The organism is Shewanella sp. BC20, from assembly GCF_003129585.1.
GTDB classification, from domain to species: Bacteria; Pseudomonadota; Gammaproteobacteria; order Enterobacterales; family Shewanellaceae; genus Shewanella; species Shewanella seohaensis.
Genome location: NZ_NHRI01000008.1, coordinates 1 through 20887, shown reverse-complemented (window position 1 = coordinate 20887; position 20887 = coordinate 1). Strand labels below are relative to the sequence as shown.

Sequence of the window (20887 nt, the reverse complement as noted above, 5' to 3'; positions counted from 1 at the left end):
ATAACGTCTCTAGCGTAAAGATCGAAGCCTCGGATGGCAGCTATTTTCGCCTTAGTGGCATTAGTGTTGACGCGCTTGCAGATAACACAGTCAATATAACACCCTACAACGGCGCGACTGCCGGTACGGCGGTTACGCTTAACAGCAATAATAATTTTGTAATACAGACCCTTAACCTTTCCAGCAACACTAATTTCCAATACATAACCAGCGTAGTTATTTCTGGGAGTAATTTAGGTCTTAGCTTGGATGATTTGAATTTCGAGCCTGCGGTATTGCCTGTACCGGTCGTCTCTGACTCACGCATCAGTATTGCTGGTGCATCGGGAACTGGTGGCGCTTTCAAAATTGGCGATACAGTCACAGCAACGTGGAACAATACTGCCGGTGGTGATAACAATTCTGGAATTACCGGAGTCACAGTAGATTTTTCCCAGTTTGGCGGCGGCTCAGCAGTGACTGCCTCCAACAGTTCTGAAACCTGGACGGCCACTTACGTAATCTCGGCAGGGGTTATTGATAATACTAATCGCAATGTCAGTGTTACGGCAACAAACTCATCGGGTAGTACAACTACTGCTGATACAACCAGCGCCACAGTTGATAATATTGCGCCGACAGTGACTGATGCGAGAATCAATATTTCCGGTGCTTCAGGTACCAGTAGTACTTACAAGATCGGCGACACAGTCACGGCAACCTGGAATAACACCGCTGGCGGCGATAACAACACTGATACTATAAGCTCCGTCACGGTAGATTTTTCGCAATTTGGCGGTGGAGCGGCAGTGGCTGCGAGCAACAGTGCAGGTACCTGGACAGCTAACTACACAATTACCGCTGGCGCAATTGATACGACCAATCGAAATGTGTCAGTGACCGCCACAGACAATGCTGGCAATGCAACAACTACGACAGATACGACTAACGCAACGGTTGATTCCGTAGCGCCTATTTTGACCGATGGCAACATCAGTATTTCAGGTGCCAGTGGAACAGCGGGTGCCTACAAAATTGGCGATACAGTCACCGCCACTTGGAACAACACTGCAGGCGGCGATAACAATAGCGACACTATCAGCGGCGTGACTGTAGATTTCTCCCAGTTCGGTGGCGGTGCCGCTGTGGCGGCAACCAATAGCGCCAATAGCTGGAGCGCAGCCTACACTATAGTGGCCGGTGCTATAGACACCACCAACCGCAATGTGTCTGTGACCGCGACTGACAACGCCGCCAATACCAAAACAACCGCTGATACCACCAATGCAACGTTAGATAATATTGCGCCTACAGTCAGCAGTATCGCTCCGAGTGGTTCGCCTGCCACCAATGCAGCAAGCATGGATTTTGCAGTGAGTTTCAGTGAATCAGTCACCAATCTTTCCACTGATGATTTTACGCTGGTAACAACAGGGACTGCTGCCGGTTCTATCGCCAGCGTGTCGGCGGCAACTGGCTCCAGCATTACGGTGACCGTCAACTCCATCACGGGCACTGGCACACTCAAATTGAACCTCAATGGTTCTACCAATGTGGCTGATGACGCAGGTAATGGTGTTGCGGCCTACAGCAGCGGTAGCACCCATAGCGTGGATCGCGATGCCCCTGCGGCGCCGAGTACGCCGGATCTTGATGATGCCTCTGATACGGGGGCATCTAATACCGACAATATCACCAGCGACAACACCCCGACCTTTAATGGCACTGCCGAGGCCAATGCAACGGTTACGGTAATTTCATCCATCAGCGGTACTCTTGGCACTACCACCGCGGATGGCTCGGGTAACTGGACCTATACCGCTAGCGCTATGGCTAATGGCGTACACAATATGACCGCGACCGCAACGGATGCTGCGGGTAATACCAGTGTTGCATCCTCTGCGCTAGCGGTTACCATCGATGGCCCGGTTACAGTAACCACCAACGCCGATTCAGGGGCTGATGCGACTATCGACGGCAGCTTGGCAGTTGATATTGCCGACGGCAGTGGTCTCTCGCTGCGAGAAGCTATGGCTTATGTAACGGCGAACGGTAAGATTGATTTTGCGGCTGGATTGAGCGGTACCACCATCACCTTGGGGGCTCCCTTATCGGTACCTTCTAACATTACTTTAGATGCCGATGCGCTGGGCACAGCAACGATCACTGGGAGTACTTTCACCCCGTCAGGCAGCCTCACGATAACCAATGGTAGCGGTGACAGCTTGACATTGGAGAGTGAATTGACTGGAGCGAACAGCTTAACTAAAACGGGTGCAGGTCGTTTAATTCTAACGAACACCAATAACTCCACTAGCTACAGTGGTGGCGTCACTGTAATGACTGGTGAGTTGTCGATTGGTAGTGACGATGTTTTCTCCTCGGGAACCCTGACCCTGAATGGCGGTACCCTAACGAATAATTCAGCCAGTTTTACGTTGGATAACGACATAGTTCTGGGAGCTAGCGGTGGGACAGTGCAAGTCGTCGGTGCAGGGCAAACAGTGACGTTGTCGGGGGGTATCAGTGGTACTGGCGCCCTGAGTAAAACCAGTGGCGGTACTTTAACCCTGAGTGGAAGCAATAGCTTTTCCGGCGGGCTGTCGATTTCCGGCACCAATGGGGTGACAGCAAATGACTCATCCAATCTGGGTGCGGGGGCGGTAACCTTTAACACCACCAGTTTGCTAACCCTCACTGGTACAGCCCAGACAATCACCAATGCCATAGTGCTGGCGAATGACGCGACCATCAGTAATGCCAATGCCATGACCATCAGTGGTGTTATCAGCGGTACAGGTGCACTCACCAAGGCCGGAGCTGGGACATTGACCTTGAGTGGTTCCAATACCGCAACTGGTGCGGTGTCTATCTCTGCTGGTGGCCTAGCGTTGGCGGGGGGGAGTGCGCTGGTAGATTCAGTAGCGGTATCGGTCGGTGCTGGCGCCAACCTAATACTCCCAAGCGGTAGTGAAACCATAGGTTCCATTGCGGGGGCGGGTAATCTGGTGTTAACTGGTGGCACCCTGACCACAGGGGCTAACAATAGCAGCACCAGTTTATCGGGTGTGATTAGTGGTGCAGGTAACTTAACGAAAGCGGGGACAGGCACTCTTACTCTAAGCGGTTTCAGTACCTTTACCGGTGCAACTCAGGTCTCAGCGGGTACTCTGTTGATTACTGGTAATCTCTCCAGTAGCTCGGGTGTGAGTGTTGCTTCTGGTGCAACTTTGTCGGGTACAGGTACTGTCGCTGCTGTCAGTGTTGCTAATGGAGGCTATCTTTCCCCCGGTAATGCTGGCCCTGGTTTGATAAGTATTGCCGGTAATTTATTGCTTAATTCGGGCGGAAACTTGCTGCTGGATATCACAGGCACCACTGCTGCGACTCAGTATGACCAATTAAATGTTAACGGTACGGTCACCCTTACAGGCGCGACTATTTCTGCAACTCACAGCTATGTGGCAGCCAATGGCGATACCTATGAGGTGATTACTAACGACGGTGCCGATGCAATTACGGGAACCTTTTCGGGTATTGCTGAGGGGGAATCTTTTGTTGCGGGTGGCAACTCCAGCAATCTGCTTGTGAGCTATGTGGCTGGCTCAGGCAACGATTTGAGTTTAACTAACAATTTACTTCCAGGCTCACCAACTGGTGTGAGTGCGGTGGCTGGCGTTTCTTCCGCAACGATTACCTTTAGTAGCCCTACCGTTACTGGTGGGTCTGCAATCACTGAATATTCCGTTACATCATCACCAGGTGGGATAGTTCAAGCAGGCGCAAGCTCTCCGATTACTGTGCCAAATTTAGTTAATGGCACTGAATACACCTTCACTGTCACTGCTAAAAACAGCTCAGGTATAGGTAATGCATCTAGCCCATCTAATCCTGTGACACCAAGGGGTACTCAGACCATTACCTTTGACGATCCAGGCACGCAGAACTTTGGTACCTCGCCAACGCTTACAGCAATGACCAGTGCGCTCGGCCTGACCCCGACCTTTACCTCTTCTACGGCAGGTGTTTGTACTATTACCAGTGGTGGAAACCTGACATTTGTGACTGTGGGTATTTGTACTATCAATGCAGATCAGTCTGGTAACGCCAGTTATTTACCTGCGACCCAAGTTAGTCGTTCCTTTACAGTGAATGCTGTTGTTCCTGGGGCGCCAGTCATTGGCACGGCGACAGCCGGTGATGCTCAAGCCTCGGTGAGTTTTACCGCTCCAGGATTTAGTGGTGGTACAGCAATTACGGGATATACCTTAGTCTCTACTCCTGGTGGTATTACCGCATCTGGTGCTTCTTCACCCATCACTATTACGGGATTAACCAATGGGATCTCCTATTCCTTTACTGTCGTAGCCGCAAACTCTGTGGGAACGGGAGGGGCTTCAGCAGCAAGTAACGTTGTGAAACCTAATGGCGCTCCAATTATTACCTCTACGGCTATCACTAACGCAACACAAGATATCGTTTATAGCTATACATTTGTGGCAAGGGATAGCGATGTTGGTGGTAGCATAATGTTAAGTGCTGTCACGCTACCAAGCTGGCTCAGCTTTAACTCGTCGACTGGCGTCCTGAGTGGCACCCCAAGTAACGCCAATCTGGGCAGTCATGCTGTGGTGCTACGCGCAACTGACGTGGATGGCCTGACGGCAGAGCAGAGTTTTATGATTGTGGTGACCAAAGTGAATGGTGCTCCGGTGATTACGTCAACCGCACTCACTAGCGCCACTCAAGATGCGGTCTATAGCTACACCTTGGTGGCAACAGACAGCGATGTAGGCGACAGTCTCACGTTAAGCGCAGTCACACTGCCAAGCTGGCTGAGCTTCAATGCGGCGACTGGCGTCCTGAGTGGCACCCCAAGTAACGCCAATCTGGGCAGTCATGCTGTGGTGCTACGCGCAACTGATGTGGATGGCCTGACGGCAGAGCAGAGTTTTATGATTGTGGTGACCAAAGTGAATGGTGCTCCGGTGATTACGTCAACCGCACTCACTAGCGCCACTCAAGATGCGGCCTATAGCTACACCTTAGTAGCGACGGACAGCGATGTAGGCGACAGCCTCACCTTAAGCGCAGTCACACTGCCAAGCTGGCTGAGCTTCAATGCGGCGACGGGCGTGCTGAGTGGTACCCCGACTAATGCTAACGTCGGCAGCCATGCGGTGGTGCTACGCGCCACGGACGGAGATGGTCTGACGATTGACCAGAGCTTTACGATTGTGGTGGCAAACGTTAACGATGCACCAGTTGCTACCAATCAGACAGTGACGCTAGAGGAAGACAGTTCGCTGATGATCACGCTTGCCGCTGAGGATGTCGATAATGATCCTCTGACCTATGAGATCACCGCGCAACCTGCCTCTGGTACCTTAGAGCAACATGGTAGTGTCTGGCTCTATACGCCTGAGAAGGATTTTAATGGTACTGATTCTGTTAGCTTTATCGCTAAAGATGCAGAGTTAAGCTCAGAGCCTGCGACTGTCACCATTACGGTTACGCCAGTGAACGATGATCCTCAAGCTGTCGATGACAGCTATAACTTAACCAGTACCCCCAATGACACCTATTCGCTGGCGGTGTTGGCAAACGATGTGGATGTCGATGGTGACACCTTAACCATTGATGGTGCTGCTGCGGATATTGGTAGTGTGCAAATCACCTCGGATGGACTCAGTTTTACCGCGCCCGAGGCTTATGTGGGGCCTGTTGCACTGCGTTATACCATTAACGATGGCAACAAAGGCCGAGCAACCGCCAAAGTGAATGTGCTGATTGAAGGCGCTGACTCAGCGAATCAACCTGTGATCACCCTACCTGATGATGTGGAGGTGAATGCGACTGGCCTGTTTACGCGGGTGAAACTCGGTTTTGCCAAGGCGGTTGACCGTAATGGGCACCCATTACCTGTGTCGCTGGTGAATAAGAGCTTGTTCTTCGCCCCTGGCAACTACTTAGCCTATTGGCAGGCAGTCGACGGCGAGGGGAATAAGGCGATTAAAGCGCAGAAGGTCAAAGTCAATCCATTGATTTCACTGAGCAAAGATCAAGTTGTAGGTGAAGGGAATCAAGTGACTGTGAGTGTTCACCTCAATGGTGAGGCGCCAAACTATCCATTGAGTATTCCATACACAGTATCCGGTTCAGCCGATAGCAGCGACCATGATTTGGTTGATGGTGTTGTCGAGATAACCTCGGGTCAAATGGCAGAAATCCACTTTACTACTCTGAACGATGGTGTGACCGAAGGGAATGAAGAGGTGCTTATCAGCCTAGATTCAAGCCTGAATCTTGGTAGTAAGCAGCAGACTCAAGTGGTGATTACCGAAGCCAATATTGCACCACAGGTCAGTTTAGCGGTGACTCAAGCTGGCCAGCAGCAAGTCATTGTCGCGCAAAATGGCGGTGATGTGCATATTCGTGCCTCCGCCTCCGATGCCAATGAGCAAGATACATTGACGCTGACGTGGGCAAGCGGCACGTTAAGCTTGCAAGCGGATGCGACAGGTATGACATTCTCTCCAGCCGCGGTGTCACCGGGGATTTATCCTGTGAGCCTAACGGTGACCGATGATGGTTCGCCTGTGCTGTCGAGTACCGAAACAGTGTACATCGTAGTGCGTCCAAGTTTAGCCGCATTGACGAGTGCCGATACGGATGGCGATTTAATTCCCGATGATCAAGAAGGCTATAGCGACAGCGATCGTGATGGCATCCCAGATTATTTGGATGCAAATAACGACTGTAATGTGATGCCTGAAGGTGAATTGCAGCCAGTCTACTTCTTGGCCGAAGGGCAGGCGGGCGTCTGTTTACGTTTGGGGAATATTGCCCTAAGCCGTGGACAGAGCGGCGTGCAGCTACAGCCAGAAGCCGTAGCAGAAGATGCTTTAGCCGCAAATGTGGGTGGTATTTTCGACTTTATCGCGACGGGCCTACCACAACTGGGCCAAAGCTATAGCTTAGTATTGCCACAACGCTCACCTGTTCCTGCGAATGCCGTCTACCGCAAGTTTAATGCGCAAGCTGGCTGGCGAGACTTTGTTATTGATGCAAACAACACTGTTGCCAGTACCGAGGGTGAACGTGGTTTCTGCCCGCCACCTGGGGATAGCCGTTGGACGCTGGGATTAACTGAAGGCCATTGGTGTGTGCAGTTGACCATCGAAGATGGCGGCCCTAACGATGATGATGGTGTGGCTAACCGTACTATTGTCGACCCAAGTGGCGTTGCTGTGATGCTCAATGGTAACCACTTACCTGTCGCCAATCCCGACTCGGCAGCAATTGCTTGGAACCAGAGTATCGATGTGAACGTGCTTGCCAATGATACGGATAGCGATGGGGATAGTTTGAGCGTCAATCAAGTGATTAGTGAGTTTGGCACTGTCACAGTGTTAGCTGACCAACGGATCAGTTACACACCGGCGGCAGATTTTATCGGCACCGATGTGTTGGTATATAGCATTACCGATGGCAAAGGTGGTACGGCAAGTAGTGAGCTGACGATTGTGGTGAATGGCAACACTGCACCTGTGACTGTCGATGACAGCGCCGCCACCGATGATCGCACCAGCCTGCTTATCGATGTGCTGAGTAATGACACCGATGTGGATGGTAATACGTTGACCTTGCTTAGTGCGACGGCTCAACAAGGCACTGTGACTATCGAGGCGAATAAACTGCGCTATATCCCTAAAACAGGATTCGATGGTGTGGATACCGTGACCTATAGGATTAGCGACGGCCAAGGTGGTGAAGCGACGGGGCAAGTGCTTATCACAGTGAAAGCCTATCAAGAGGTCATTATCGATAATAAGTCAGGAGGAGGTAGTATGACCTTATGGGCGTTGGCATTTATTTTGGTATGCGCGATGTTGCGTCGCCGTGAGTTACAGCGATTGGCCTTAGGCTGCCTGTTATTGCTCAGTGTGACGCAACAGGCGCAGGCAACAGACTGGTATGTTGAGGGTTTTATTGGCCAAGCTCAGGCCGATAAAACACTGCCTGAGTTGAATACCCAAGTGGGAGAGGGACAGCTCCTCAATGTCGATGACTCGGATACTGCTTTTGGGGTGAGTCTGGGTTATCAATGGACGCCGACCGTAGCGTTAGAACTGGGCTATGCCGATTTTGGTGAAGGAAGTGCGAGAATTAAGGGCGCAACGCTAACGCCGGAGCAATACCATGAGTTGGTGAAAGCCGTCACTCCAGTCCTTGCCGATGGGGTTACGTTGGGCTTGAGATTTACCTTGCTGCAGCATCAAGGCTGGCGCTTTGAGGTGCCCGTTGGCTTGTTCCATTGGCAAGCCGATATCAGCAGTACCATGGGCAATACCACGATCAAGACCGACTTAGATGGCACAGATTGGTATGCGGGAGTGCGTTTCAGTTACCAATTTAGTGATGCTTGGTCTGTAGGCTTAGGTTATCAATACATTGATATTGAACCGAATGACCTATTGAGCTATCAACTCAATCTGCGTTATCAGTTTTAGTTTATGTCGACATTAAAAGGGGCTTAGCCCCTTTTTTGTTGGTGAATTTTCGCGATAAAAAGCGGAAAGTTTTAACCGCTTCTCCTTTGTCGTGGCTGAGTATGTGATTTAAATCCCATGGCTTGGATGGTGGTCTTTGGAATAGCCGCACTAAATTCAGGTTGTAGATTAAAGACAGGATAGTAAGATTGTCACTTATCCTAGTTAGTTTGTTGCTATTTTTATCCAGGGGCAGTTATGTCGCAGCGGCACCATAAGCCGGAAATCTTACATACCGAAGTTGTCGCTAAGAGCCGCTTGTTTCAAATTGAACAGGTCCATCTTAAATTCTCTAACGGTGTCGAGCGCCAGTATGAGCGGATGAAAGGTGGTAGTCGTGGCGCTGTGATGGTGGTGCCCATTCATCAAGGTAACATGCTGTTAGCCCGTGAGTATGCTGCTGGCACCGACAATTACGAGCTAGGTTTTCCTAAGGGATTAATAGACCCAGGTGAGCAAGCTATCGAAGCGGCCAATCGAGAATTGCAGGAAGAAATCGGTTTTGGGGCGCGTAAGCTGACACTGTTGAAAGAACTTAGCCTTGCGCCGGGTTATTTCTCTAGCAAGATGCAAATTTTCATAGCAGAAGATTTATATGAAAGCCGCCTCGAAGGCGATGAGCCAGAACCCATAGGTGTCGTGCCTTGGGCGTTGGCCGAGTGGGAAGCGTTACTCGATAATAGCGATTTTTCCGAATCTCGTAGTGTGAGCGCATTGTTTTTAGCGCAGAAACACCTACAACTTAAATAATCTTTTTCGTTAAAGCGTTCAGCAACTGAGTGCTTGTAAATCATTCGCGAAGTTTGCGATTGGAGTGGTTATGAAGCCAGAAGAGTTAATCGACGAGGTGATTGCGATAGCAACGGATGCGGGTCGCACTATTCGTGAGATTTACCTCAAGGGTAATTTTGAGCGAGAAACCAAGTCTGATAATACCCCTGTCACCTCGGCGGACCTAGCGGCGAATAAGCTGATCTGTGAACGCTTAGCCGCATTGACGCCCGATATTCCTATCCTGTCTGAAGAGGCTGCCGATATTCCCCTAAGCGTGCGTGAATGCTGGAAACGTTATTGGTTAGTCGACCCTCTTGATGGCACGGGGGAGTTTATTGCCGGTAGTGGTGACTTTTCGGTGATCATCGCGCTGGTGGAACACAATCGTCCTGTCATGGGTGTGGTGTATGTGCCGATGACGCAGGTGTGTTACTACGCCATCGCGGGATTAGGTGCCTATAAACGGACCGATAAGCAAGAAGTGCGTATTAGCAGTCGGCAAATTGAGCACCGTGAGCAAGTTTCCCTAAGGTTAGCGGTGAGTCGTCGTCAGGACCCTCAATCTGTGTTGACCCTGTTCAATCAGCCTAAGCACTGTGAGCTGGTGGTCATGGGCGGTGCGGCCTTAAAGAGTTGTCTGGTTGCCGAAGGACGCGCCGATTGTTATGTGCGAGTCGGGCCGACAGGTGAGTGGGACACCGGCGCCGCGCAGATTATTATTGAGGAAGCGGGTGGCCAGCTAATGGATACCGAGCTGCAGCCTTTAACCTATAACGAGCGTGAAACGCTTGAAAATCCTAACTTTATTGTTGTTGGTGCGCCCAATTTAGAGTGGGATAAAATTTTAATTGGTGAATAGTTTTACATGCAGTCTATCCGTCCAGTATCAAAGTCAGAGTTAGCCGATGTTTTTCAACTTGAGCAGGCTATCTTTGGCGATCATTGTTATCCCGATTTTTTCTTCCGCCAAGGGTTTGATTGTTGGCCTGAGCAGTTTCTGGTTGCCCTAGATGATGGCGGGGAGCTTTTAGGCTATTTGCTCTGCGCTCAAAGTAGCGACCCTGCCTGTATGTGGATTCTATCCGTGGCGGTGAGTGAGCAAGCCCGCGGCCAAGGCATTGGTAAACAATTAATCCAACAATGTTTAACCCAACTACCACCTCAGGTGAAGCGGGTGGATTTAACCGTCGATCCCCATAATCCTGCCCATGGTTTATATCAGCGTTTAGGATTTGTCGATACCGACTTCGAAACGGACTATTTTGGCGATGGGGCTGATAGGGTCGTGATGAGTTATCACTGCCGCTAGGTAAAAGTTCAATGTCGAAACGGTGTCCTCGATTGAGGGCGCCGTTTTTTTATGCGCTAAAAGTTAAATTTATACCAAGGTTCCCATCGAGCGAATACCTCAAAATTAGCCCTTCTTCCCTCATTTTTATGCCTTTTATTTCATGCTGTACGCAAAATAAATTTATTTTGAACGTTGTTTTTTATTTTTGAGGCTGTTAATCTCACTGCATTCAACAGGGAGTGAGACCTATGGCGAGACGCAAAGAACATAGTCATGATGAGATTCGTGCTATGGCAGTAGAGGCGGCAATGGCATTGCTGCAACAGCAAGGGACACAAGAACTGAGTTTACGCAAGATTGCTAGCCAGATTGGCTATGTGCCGAGTACCTTAATCAATATCTTTGGTAGCTATAACTACCTTCTGTTAGCCGTTTCTGAGGCAACGTTGCAGGCACTGATGCATGAGCTTTCCGAGGTAAATGCAGAAAATAGTCGCAATCAAATCATCAGCATGGCGCAAAAATACGCTGAGTTTGCCCATGCACAGCGCCAATGTTTTAAGTTGGTATTTGAACTGCAGTTACTCGACTGTGAACCTTTGCCCGAATCCCAAGGCCAACTTATCGCGGGTTTATTCCGTTTAATTGAACGTGAGTTAGCCCTGTTGTTCCCCAATAAGACTACAGAGCAGCAACTCCAAATGAGCCGAGTACTCTGGGGCGGCATTCACGGCCTCACCGCCTTATCACTGGATAATAAATTGTTTGCCGATACGGCATCTTTACCCGCTTTGTTAGAAAGTCATGTGACAGGGTATTTACAGGGAATGGGTTATCAGAGGGAAGCATCATGCTGCTAACAAAACGTTTTTTACCGTATTTTGCTACCCAATGTCTGGGGGCGCTTAACGACAATATCTATAAAAATGTGTTGTTGCTGCTGGTTACCTTCAGCCAAGTCAACGATTTACCAATTAGTGTCGATATGTTTGTCAATTTGGCGGCGGGGGTCTTTATTCTGCCGTTTTTCCTGTTTTCGGCCCATGCAGGCGTGGTGGCCGACAATATGGATAAGGCCAAACTTATCCGTCGCTTAAAACTGCTCGAAGTCATCATTATGTTCAGCGCCGCTGCGGCCATCGTGAGCGAAAATTACATGATGATGTTATTACTGTTGTTTTTAACTGGTAGTCAGTCAGCCTATTTTGGGCCAGTCAAATATTCCCTATTACCTCAAGCCTTAAAAGAGGATGAGTTAGTGACGGGCAACGCCTGGGTTGAGATGGGGACGTTTCTGTCTATCTTGATTGGTACCTTGAGTGCCGGGATTTTAGTGTCTGAAAATAATGCCACCCTATGGTCGGCCATCACGGTCGCGAGTCTTGCCTTGGCGGGGTATTTATCTAGCCGCGCGATCCCTGCTTTACCGCCGCAGGGCACAGTAGAAAAAATCCAATTTCGGCCATTATCAGGCACTTGGCGCACCATAAAGAAGGCGCGTCAAACGCCTTCTATTTGGATGGCTATCCTCGCCATTAGCTGGTTCTGGTTCTTGGGGGCCACATATCTGACCCAATTCCCTAACTTTGCCAAGTTGCATTTGCACTCAGGCGCGACTGTAGTGTCGCTGTTGCTGGGGATGTTCTCTATCGGGATTGCGGTGGGCTCCTTTGTCTGTGAGCGTTTTTCCTTTGGCCATGTGGAGTTAGGCTTGTTGCCCTTTGGGGTGCTTGGGTTAACTGTGTTTGGTGTGGACTTACTTTGGGCGATTCCTCCCGCACCTGCGGATGCGCAGTTTGTCTATGGCTTACAGACCTTTATTGCCGAGCCGAAGCATTATCGAGTGATGCTGGACTTCTTTATGATTGGTGTCAGCGGTGGTCTATTTATCGTGCCTCTGTATGCCTTTATTCAAGCGCGCTCCGCTAAGGGTGAATGTGCGCAAGCGATTGCCGCGAATAACATTATGAACTCGCTGTTTATGGTGGCGTCGGCGTTGTTGTCTATGCTGTTACTCGGTGTGGCTGGCTGGAGTATTCCACAGTTATTCTTACTGCTGGCGGTGATGAACTTTGTGGTTGCGCTTTACGTGTATTCGCAGGTGCCTGAGTTTACACAACGATTTATCAGTTACTTACTCAGCCATGTGATGTATCGGGTGACTGTGACTGGGCGAGAAAAGATCCCTAAGGAAGGTGCAGGGATTATCGTCTGTAACCATGTGAGCTATGTGGATGCGTTGATCATTATGGGGGCCTCGACCCGGCCGATTCGTTTCGTGATGGATAAATCCATCAGTGAAATCCCAGTGCTGAAATACCTGTTCCGCCATGCTGGGGTGATCCCGATTTGTTCGCCGCGTCAGAGTGAGGCCACTTACAATCAAGCTTTTGAATCGATTCATGAGGCGTTAGCGAATGGCGAATTGGTATGTATCTTCCCCGAAGGCCGCTTAACCCCCGATGGTGAACTTGGTGAGTTCCGTCCCGGTATCGATAAAATCTTGGCCCGCGATCCCGTGCCCGTGATCCCTATGGCGCTCAATGGCCTGTGGGGCTCTTACTTTAGTCATAAGGATGGCCATGCATTGACCACAATGCCGAAACGCTTTTGGTCCAAGGTATCGGTGAGCTTAACGGATGTGGTGGATGGACAAAATGCTGATCGACACTCGCTCAGGGATAGTGTCGCGAATCTACTCAATAAGTCCTAACTTAACGAGATAGATAAAGAAAACCGTGGCAGTTAGCACACGGTTTTCTTGTTTTTAGCCTTTTGAGTGTTGGCTATTCAACGGATTGTTATTCCGCTGATAGTGTCTCGCTGATAGTTATCCAGCCACTCATGCGTGGCTTGGTGACTCCCTCTAAACAGAATATTGCCGGCTTTTTTCTGCAACTGGTATTCGTACATGGGGTCGTAATACTTGTGCAGTAGCAGACTTATCCAGGCCAAATGTTGTGAGGTTTGGTTTTGATTAAGTTGCTGAGACAGTGCTTGTTGCATGATGTCTTGCAGCTCTTGATATTGCTTACCGCCAAGACGTTTGCGAATGCTGCCAAGACTCTGTAATAGGTAGTGGCTAAAGGCTTCGAAACCTGCCTCTAAGCCGAGACGCTCGATAAATCCTCGGTGCATTTTATGAACGTATTCATCGAGTAAGCGAGTGAGCCTGATGTCATCGTCTTCTTCGAGTACCACAATATCGGCTGTCTGCATGGCGCTATAAAAGCTTTGCGGCAGCGCCGAGCGGCCAATCAAAAAGCTTTCATCCTCGAGCAACAAGCAGGCGTGATTGCCTAATTGATGGTGCAACAGGGCAATGGCGAGCCGATTTTCAAAGTTAATTTGCGTCGGTTGTGGGTCGATGTTTTTTCCAAAGCTCGAGCCTCTGTGATTTGCTATGCCTTCGAGATCGATTGCTTCTTTACGTCGTTTTAAAAAATCGGTTTTACCGCTTCCCGTCATACCGCTCAGGCTTAGCAAGGGTTGCAGACTTGGCGCCGCCTCAATCACACCAATTAAATATTGGCGCATGCCTTTGTAGCCGCCCTGGACATAAGGCACAGTAACGCCTGCTTCTTGCAACCATTGCTGAGTTAACTGTGAGCGTAGCCCGCCACGAAAGCAGTAAAGATAAGCTTGGGGGTGGGCCGATAAAAAGTTTAACCAAGCATCAATACGCTGCTGTTTTACCACGCCATGTACGAGGGAATGACCTAGGGCTATCGCGGCTTGCTGTCCTTGCTCTTTGTAGCAAGTGCCGACCTTTTCCCTTTCCTTATCAACCATTAAAGGCAGATTTACCGAGGAAGGAAAAGCGCCGCGGTCAAACTCGATTGGCGCTCTTAAGTCGATTAATGGCTGCCCAGCGATAAAAATATCGTGGTATTGCTGGGCGGGGATGAGCTTAGTTGTCATTAACACAGCACCACATTGGCGGTGGAGGTGGGCGTTTCTAGCGAACCAATGCAGATAGGCTCAATCTGATGGGCATTAAGCAGTGCCACCAGTTCCGCTTCGGCTTCATTCGACACCGCCACTAACAAGCCTCCACTGGTTTGCGGGTCACACAAAATGGCTTTTTGGTGATCGGTAAGTGCGGGCAAGTGTTCGCCATAACTGTCGAAGTTACGATGGGTACCACCGGGTATACAGCCTTGCGCTAGATAGTCGAGAGCGCGGGGCAAGAGTGGTACCGAATCGAGGTCAAGTTTAGCGGTGAGTTTAGCGCCTTGGCATACTTCCAGTAGGTGGCCTGCAAGCCCAAAACCTGTGACATCGGTGAGGGCGTTCACGCCTTTAATCTTTGCGATTTTGGCGCCTATGCTATTGAGCTGGCACATGGCATTGACTGCAATTTGGCTATCTTCATCTTTGAGCTTCTTCTGCTTTTGTGCCGTGGTGAGAATGCCAATACCGATGGGTTTAGTGAGATACAAGCGATCGCCTGCTTTTGCGGTATCGTTTTGTTTTAAATCCGTCAGGGCGATTTGCCCTGTGACCGCAAGGCCAAAGATTGGCTCAGGCGCATCGATACTGTGACCACCGGCCAGCATTATCCCTGCTTCCATACAGGCTTGACGGCCGCCATCGACTACTTGCTGCGCGATCTCGGCGGGGAGTTTGTTCACTGGCCAGCCTAAAATCGCAATCGCCATCATGGGCGTGCCACCCATGGCATAGATATCGCTAATGGCATTGGTGGCAGCGATACGGCCGAAGGTAAAGGGGTCATCTACGATAGGCATAAAAAAGTCGGTGGTGCTGATAATGCCGATTTCATCATTGAGCTTATAAACGGCGGCATCATCACGGCTTTGATTGCCAACCAACAGGTTAGGATCGGTGAATACAGGCAGCTGCGAGGCAAGAATCGTGGTCAGTACTTTAGGGGAAATTTTACAGCCGCAGCCGGCACCATGACTATATTCTGTGAGTTTAATGCTATCGGCGGAAGATACAGCGGAATTCGACATGAGCCCTACATCCTGTAAAAAGTGATTGAGGCATCATCATAATAGGATACGGCCACCATGCAAGGCGGCCGTATGATTTTTACCGAGAATTGTGGTCTAGCTATAACTTGCCGTGAGGCTCTTCCAGCTTTTTTGCTGAGTCAGGAATCGTGTCTTCAATTCTTCGACTTGCAGTAACAACTGTTGATCGACCAGTTGCTTACGCTTTGCTTCTAATAGCGCCTTTTTCGCCTGATAGTATTCGAGTAAATGTTCCTTCATTAACTCGTATTCCTGTTGGATTTTCTCAATCACTTCATCGGCATTGGGCAGATGGATCACTTTATTTTTGGCATTCAGCAGTTGCATCTGTAAGCGTGCGCTCTCAATCCGTTCCTGTGGACTGGTGCGTAAGTCTTTGGCTAAGCCAACCCAAGATAACGCCTTAATCAACCACTTAGTCGGATCGTAATGCCACCACTTAATGCCGTTACGGTAATCGTTTTCGAAGATATGGTGGAAATTATGGTAACCCTCACCGTAGGTCAACATCGCCAGAAAACCGTTGTCACGGGCGGTGTTTTTATCGGTATAAGGTTGGCTACCCCACACGTGGGCGAGGGAGTTAATGAAGAAGGTGCAGTGATGCACAACGACTAAGCGCAGTAATCCTGCCATCAGCAACATCCCTGCGATATTGCCAGTGAACCAGCCGAGTAGCGCGGGCAAACCAATGTTCATCAGAATGACGAGGGCGAGATAGTGCTTGTGTTGCCACATCACGATACGGTCGTTCTGCAAATCACGCACGTTTTGGTAGTCATGGTAGCGCTGGGCTTGGTATTCACGCAGCATCCAACCGATATGGCTGTACCAGAAACCCATGTTAGCCGAGTAGGGGTCTTTATCATTGTCATCGACATGCTTATGGTGCACACGATGATCGGATGCCCAATGTAATGCACTGTTTTGTAATGCTAATGCACCGCCAAGCGCGTAGAGGAAACGTACCGCAGGGTGAGCTTTATAGGCCTTGTGCGACCAGAGTCTATGGTAACCCGCTGTGATCGACAGACCACTTGCAAAGGCTAACACCACAAAAGCAATCCATTCGCTGGCGCCGAAACCCTGGGTTAGGCCATACCAAGGAACGAGGATAACTGCACTGAGGAAGGTGAGGCTAAAGAGGATGACATTTAGCCAGATGATAGGGGGTTTATTCATTATAGTTTCCAATATCCGCATTTGAGCGTACAACTGTAAGCTAATTTAGCCTAGCAATCTTGTTTGGTCAAGATGGGTGGGGCTGTGTTTCAGACGCAAAAGCGGTATTATCGCGTCATTACATTCAGTTAGCGGATTGAAGAATGGGTATTCGTGCACAGCAAAAAGAGAAAACTCGGCGGGCATTGGTCGATGCGGCGTTTAACCAGCTCAGTGCTGAGCGAAGTTTCTCTAGCTTAAGCTTGCGAGAGGTGGCGAGGGAAGCCAACATTGCGCCCACATCCTTTTATCGTCATTTTAAGGATATGAATGAGCTCGGGTTGACCATGGTCGACGAAGGCGGGCTAACCCTAAGACAGATGATGCGAAAGGGGCGGCAACGTGCCGAAGCCGGGGGCAGCGTGATCCGCATTTCTGTGGATACCTTTATGGAAGTACTTGATTCTAATCCAAACGTTTTCAGAATCTTACTACATGAGCGTTCAGGGACTTCGGCGGCCTTCCGTGCGGCGGTAGCCCGTGAGATTGAACATTTTATCTCTGAACTGGCCCATTACACCGAAGCGACAGCGGGCCGTACGCCTATGCTGGCCAGAGCACAGGCTGAAGCGCTCGTGACCTTAGTGTTTAACGCCGGAGCGTCGGCACTCGATATGAAGCGTGCCGATCGTAAAGTGCTTGCCGATCAACTGGTGATGCAATTACGTATGGTGGCGAAGGGCGCCGAAGCCTTACAACATAAGGTTGAGCATCGTTAAGTGAAATTGTGATTTAGCCTAAAAATAAAGGAGCCAATGGCTCCTTTATTTTTAGGTACATAGAGTCGCTTAACGACGCTCAAGCAGTACACCTGTTTCCATATGATCGGTATAAGGGAACTGATCAAACAGGGCAAAACGGGTGACTTTATGGGTCTGATTTAATTGCTGCAAATTGTCTTTCAAGGTGTCGGGATTACAAGAGATATACAGGATCCGCTCATAACCTTGCACTAACTCCAACGTCGCAGGGTCGATACCTGCTCGTGGTGGGTCGACAAAAATGGTGTTGCAGACATAGCTATCCAGGTCTATGCCTTCTAAGCGTCTAAAGCTGCGCTTTTTCGCCATCGCATCGCTAAATTCTTCCGCCGACATACGGATAATCTGCAGATTATCGATATTGTTGACTTCAATATTGTACTGGGCAGCATCGACTGAAGGTTTAGCCAACTCGGTCGCGAGCACGCGATTAAAGTTTTGTGCCAGCGCGATGGAGAAGTTGCCATTACCACAGTAAAGTTCGAGTAAATCGCCTTGGCTGTGTTGAGTCACGTCGATAGCCCACTCCAACATCTTGATCGCTACTTTGGCATTTGGCTGGGTAAAGCTGTTTTCGATTTGTTTGTAATGGAAAACTTTGTCATTTACTTGCAGTGACTCAACCACAAAGTCTTTATCTAAATCGATTTTCTGTTTGCGCGCACGACCAATGATATTGACCTTAAATTGGCTGCTCAATCTGGCTTTAAGTGCAGCGGCTTCGCTGCGCCATTGATCATCAAGCTGTCTGTGATACAGCAGTGACACTAAAATCTCACCACTGAGCGTTGATAAAAAATCAACCTGAAAGAGTTTATGGCGTAAGCTGTGGTTCGGTTTTAACTCGGCGATCAGAGCCGCCATCATCTGATTGATTAAGGCACTCGCGGGTAAGTATTGATCGCAACGAACTTTGTCGTTCAATACTTTATCGAACATGTAATAGTATAAATCGTCGCCCTCGTGCCATACGCGAAACTCGGCACGCATCCGATAGTGGGCAGGTTCTGAGGCAAACACTTCAACACTCGGTGTCTCAAATTGGGCAAAGGCCTGCTCTAGCTTGATACGCTTTGCCGTTAGTTGCGCATCATAGGTCGTGGGATCCATTGCTGCTAAGTTCATTGTCGATTCACCGTGGCTGTAAATTGGGGCGCAAATTTTATACTAGGTGACACGAATGTCCAGCATCTTGGTTTTGCGGTTTGAGCAAAGCTGTGGGAAAATCCGCCCGCGCATGGGGCAACGAATTAACTGGAGACGGGCTTGTCGCAACCAATATTAGTATTCGATTCTGGCATCGGCGGTCTATCCGTATTAGCCGAAATTCGCAAACTGCTCCCACATCACGATTACTGCTATTTATTCGATAATGCCAGATTGCCCTATGGCGAATTGGAAGAGCAGGAACTTATCTCGGGTTGTGTTGCGCTCATCGACCAAGTTGTCGAGCGTACCCACGCTGCCATTGTTGTCGTAGCTTGCAATACCGCGAGTACTGTTGTGCTGCCCGCGCTGCGTGCCACTCTATCTATTCCTGTGGTGGGTGTTGTCCCCGCCATTAAACCCGCGGCGCAGTTATCTAAAAGTAAGCGTATCGGTTTGCTGGCCACTCCTGGTACGGTCAAGCGCCACTATACCTACGAACTCATCAGCCAATTTGCCGATGATTGCCACGTTGAGCTGTTCGGATCTTCCGAATTAGTGCTGATGGCCGAACAGAAGATTGCCACGGGCCAATTAGATATGGCGCGGTTAACACAGGTGCTATCACCAATAGTCGAAGCGGACTTAGATGTTTTGGTGCTTGGATGTACTCACTTCCCCATGCTGCGTGATGAACTGCAACAGGTATTAGGCCAAGGTGTCACCTTGCTCGATTCTGGAGAGGCTATCGCCAAGCGAGTCAAAACCTTGTTGGCTGAGACTAAGAGTGATGAGCAAGTTCAGGAAGAAGACGCGCACAGTAATTTACTTATGCAGGCGTTTTATACTAAAGCAGAAATCCGTGAGGGATTAGCGACTACGTTAGTCGATTGTGGCTTTTCAACCCTAGAGCGAATCACCACAATCAACTCAAACGGATAAATTAACGCGGATTATTCATCGGTACCTGTACGGTCGGCAGCTTCCGAATCTTGAGTCTTCGCTTCTCTAACCTTCAAGGTTCTTTCTTGGAAGTTATAATCGTTCAACTTGACCATCGCCTTTTGAGCACCAGCCTCGGACATTTCCACAAAGCCGAACCCTTTACGACGTCCCGTTTTACGATCACGTACTAATCGTACTGAGTTGACGGGGCCGAACTCACCAAACAGAACCTTTACTTCACCCTCATGGACACGATAAGGCAAGTTACCTACATAGAGTGTCATAGTTGGGCCAACATATTGCTCATCTGCACCTTGAGCTTGGTTTGTCTCAGGGACAAATTTAAAAACGAGAGTAGTAATGATAACGCCAGCAACAAAAGCGATGTACGCAGGTAATGTAGTTGCAAACTGAGATAGCGCGATTGCGCCGAGAATGGCAATAACCAAAACAATAAGAAATGACTTTTGCATATAAATGCTCTCTGAATGAAATAGAAAATGATAAATAACTGTTAACAGCAAGTCATATGGTAATGAATTATTTACCTTTACACTAGACCGCTGCCGAAAAATTGAGCGTGATTTATCATTTCTCAGATAAAAATTCGCTTTTAAATCGAATAACAAAGCAGAAATAGATAAAAAATAGACATGATGTTTAAAATATCAGCGTACGATTTGAAGAAGCGAAAAAAGCCCTTGCGTAAAAAGTTCTGCTGCCTATAATGCGCATCCACTGACACGGCAGACCGCGATACGCAGTTTCAAGTGCCAGTTCACCGAGTGATTTACTCCTCGATGAGCGAAAAGAAAGTTGCAAAAACTACTTGACGCAAAAACGGGAATGCGTAAAATACGCAGCCCTGACACGCTGAAATCACTTGCGATAAGGCGATGGTCAACGCTCTTTAACAATTTATCAAGCAAATCTGTGTGGACACTCACAGGTGTTGAGTTAATCGAAATTACTCTGCCGTTTGGCGAGTAATCAAAGAATTAAATCAATGAATGAGTGTTCATAGCAATATGTACAACGACTTATTAAGTTAAGTCGATTCAGAATTCATTGAGTCGAATCTTCGGATTCACAAAACTTTTAATTGAAGAGTTTGATCATGGCTCAGATTGAACGCTGGCGGCAGGCCTAACACATGCAAGTCGAGCGGCAGCACAAGGGAGTTTACTCCTGAGGTGGCGAGCGGCGGACGGGTGAGTA

Annotated in this window: 13 protein-coding genes and 1 rRNA gene; 9 read left to right on the top strand and 5 right to left on the bottom strand. The window is 49.1% G+C overall.

From position 1 onward, the window contains the following. The first annotated feature begins 245 nt into the window (after positions 1-245). The 6 genes from CBX96_RS09890 (at position 246) to CBX96_RS09865 (ending at position 13309) form a co-directional block, all read left to right on the top strand. Positions 246-8492: an Ig-like domain-containing protein gene (locus CBX96_RS09890; RefSeq protein ID WP_258294422.1), complete on the top strand. Its 8247-nt coding sequence runs from the start codon at positions 246-248 to the stop codon at positions 8490-8492. Between the two features lie 237 nt (positions 8493-8729). Further along, positions 8730-9281, top strand: a complete 552-nt coding sequence (nudE, locus tag CBX96_RS09885) for an ADP compounds hydrolase NudE (RefSeq protein ID WP_109286568.1) — start codon at positions 8730-8732, stop codon at positions 9279-9281. 70 nt (positions 9282-9351) lie between these two features. After that, positions 9352-10164, top strand: coding sequence for a 3'(2'),5'-bisphosphate nucleotidase CysQ (gene cysQ / locus CBX96_RS09880; protein ID WP_109286567.1), 813 nt, complete (start codon positions 9352-9354; stop codon positions 10162-10164). Positions 10165-10170: 6 nt separating this feature from the next. Further along, the gene (locus tag CBX96_RS09875) at positions 10171-10614 is read left to right on the top strand and encodes a GNAT family N-acetyltransferase (protein ID WP_109286566.1); all 444 of its coding nucleotides are present in this window, start codon (positions 10171-10173) and stop codon (positions 10612-10614) included. A gap of 230 nt (positions 10615-10844) precedes the next feature. Beyond that, a complete protein-coding gene (locus CBX96_RS09870; RefSeq protein WP_109286565.1) occupies positions 10845-11456 on the top strand; it encodes a TetR/AcrR family transcriptional regulator in 612 nt (203 codons plus the stop codon). Then, positions 11447-13309, top strand: coding sequence for an MFS transporter (locus CBX96_RS09865; protein ID WP_109286564.1), 1863 nt, complete (start codon positions 11447-11449; stop codon positions 13307-13309). Before CBX96_RS09870 ends, CBX96_RS09865 begins: the two co-directional genes overlap by 10 nt. Before the next feature lie 77 nt (positions 13310-13386). On the opposite strand, the gene mnmH is transcribed toward CBX96_RS09865, so the two are convergent. From mnmH to CBX96_RS09850, 3 genes are all read right to left on the bottom strand, one after another. Continuing rightward, positions 13387-14517 carry a tRNA 2-selenouridine(34) synthase MnmH gene (gene mnmH / locus CBX96_RS09860; RefSeq protein WP_109286563.1) on the bottom strand — a complete coding sequence of 377 codons (1131 nt, stop codon included), beginning with the start codon at positions 14515-14517 and terminating at the stop codon, positions 13387-13389. Further along, positions 14517-15575, bottom strand: coding sequence for a selenide, water dikinase SelD (selD, locus tag CBX96_RS09855; protein WP_109286562.1), 1059 nt, complete (start codon positions 15573-15575; stop codon positions 14517-14519). The genes mnmH and selD overlap by 1 nt, the downstream gene beginning before the upstream one ends. Before the next feature lie 96 nt (positions 15576-15671). Next, complete coding sequence (locus CBX96_RS09850) at positions 15672-16778, bottom strand: fatty acid desaturase (protein WP_109286561.1); 1107 nt, start codon at positions 16776-16778, stop codon at positions 15672-15674. Between the two features lie 143 nt (positions 16779-16921). Between CBX96_RS09850 and fabR the strand changes: the two genes are divergently transcribed. Further along, a complete protein-coding gene (gene fabR, locus CBX96_RS09845; RefSeq protein WP_011070594.1) occupies positions 16922-17536 on the top strand; it encodes an HTH-type transcriptional repressor FabR in 615 nt (204 codons plus the stop codon). A 69-nt stretch (positions 17537-17605) separates the two neighbouring features. Here the strand turns inward: fabR and trmA are convergent, their stop codons facing one another. Continuing rightward, on the bottom strand, positions 17606-18703 hold the full coding sequence (trmA, locus tag CBX96_RS09840; protein ID WP_109286560.1) for a tRNA (uridine(54)-C5)-methyltransferase TrmA: 1098 nt from the start codon (positions 18701-18703) through the stop codon (positions 17606-17608). A 141-nt stretch (positions 18704-18844) separates the two neighbouring features. Between trmA and murI the strand changes: the two genes are divergently transcribed. Next, positions 18845-19666 (top strand): glutamate racemase, encoded by an 822-nt coding sequence (gene murI, locus CBX96_RS09835; RefSeq protein WP_109286559.1) that lies wholly within the window; start codon positions 18845-18847, stop codon positions 19664-19666. Positions 19667-19677: 11 nt separating this feature from the next. Here murI and CBX96_RS09830 read toward each other — a convergent pair whose 3' ends face one another. Beyond that, on the bottom strand, positions 19678-20142 hold the full coding sequence (locus CBX96_RS09830) for an RNA-binding protein (RefSeq protein WP_109286558.1): 465 nt from the start codon (positions 20140-20142) through the stop codon (positions 19678-19680). A gap of 626 nt (positions 20143-20768) precedes the next feature. Between CBX96_RS09830 and CBX96_RS09825 the strand changes: the two genes are divergently transcribed. Then, positions 20769-20887 (top strand): 16S ribosomal RNA (locus tag CBX96_RS09825); the annotation flags it as partial.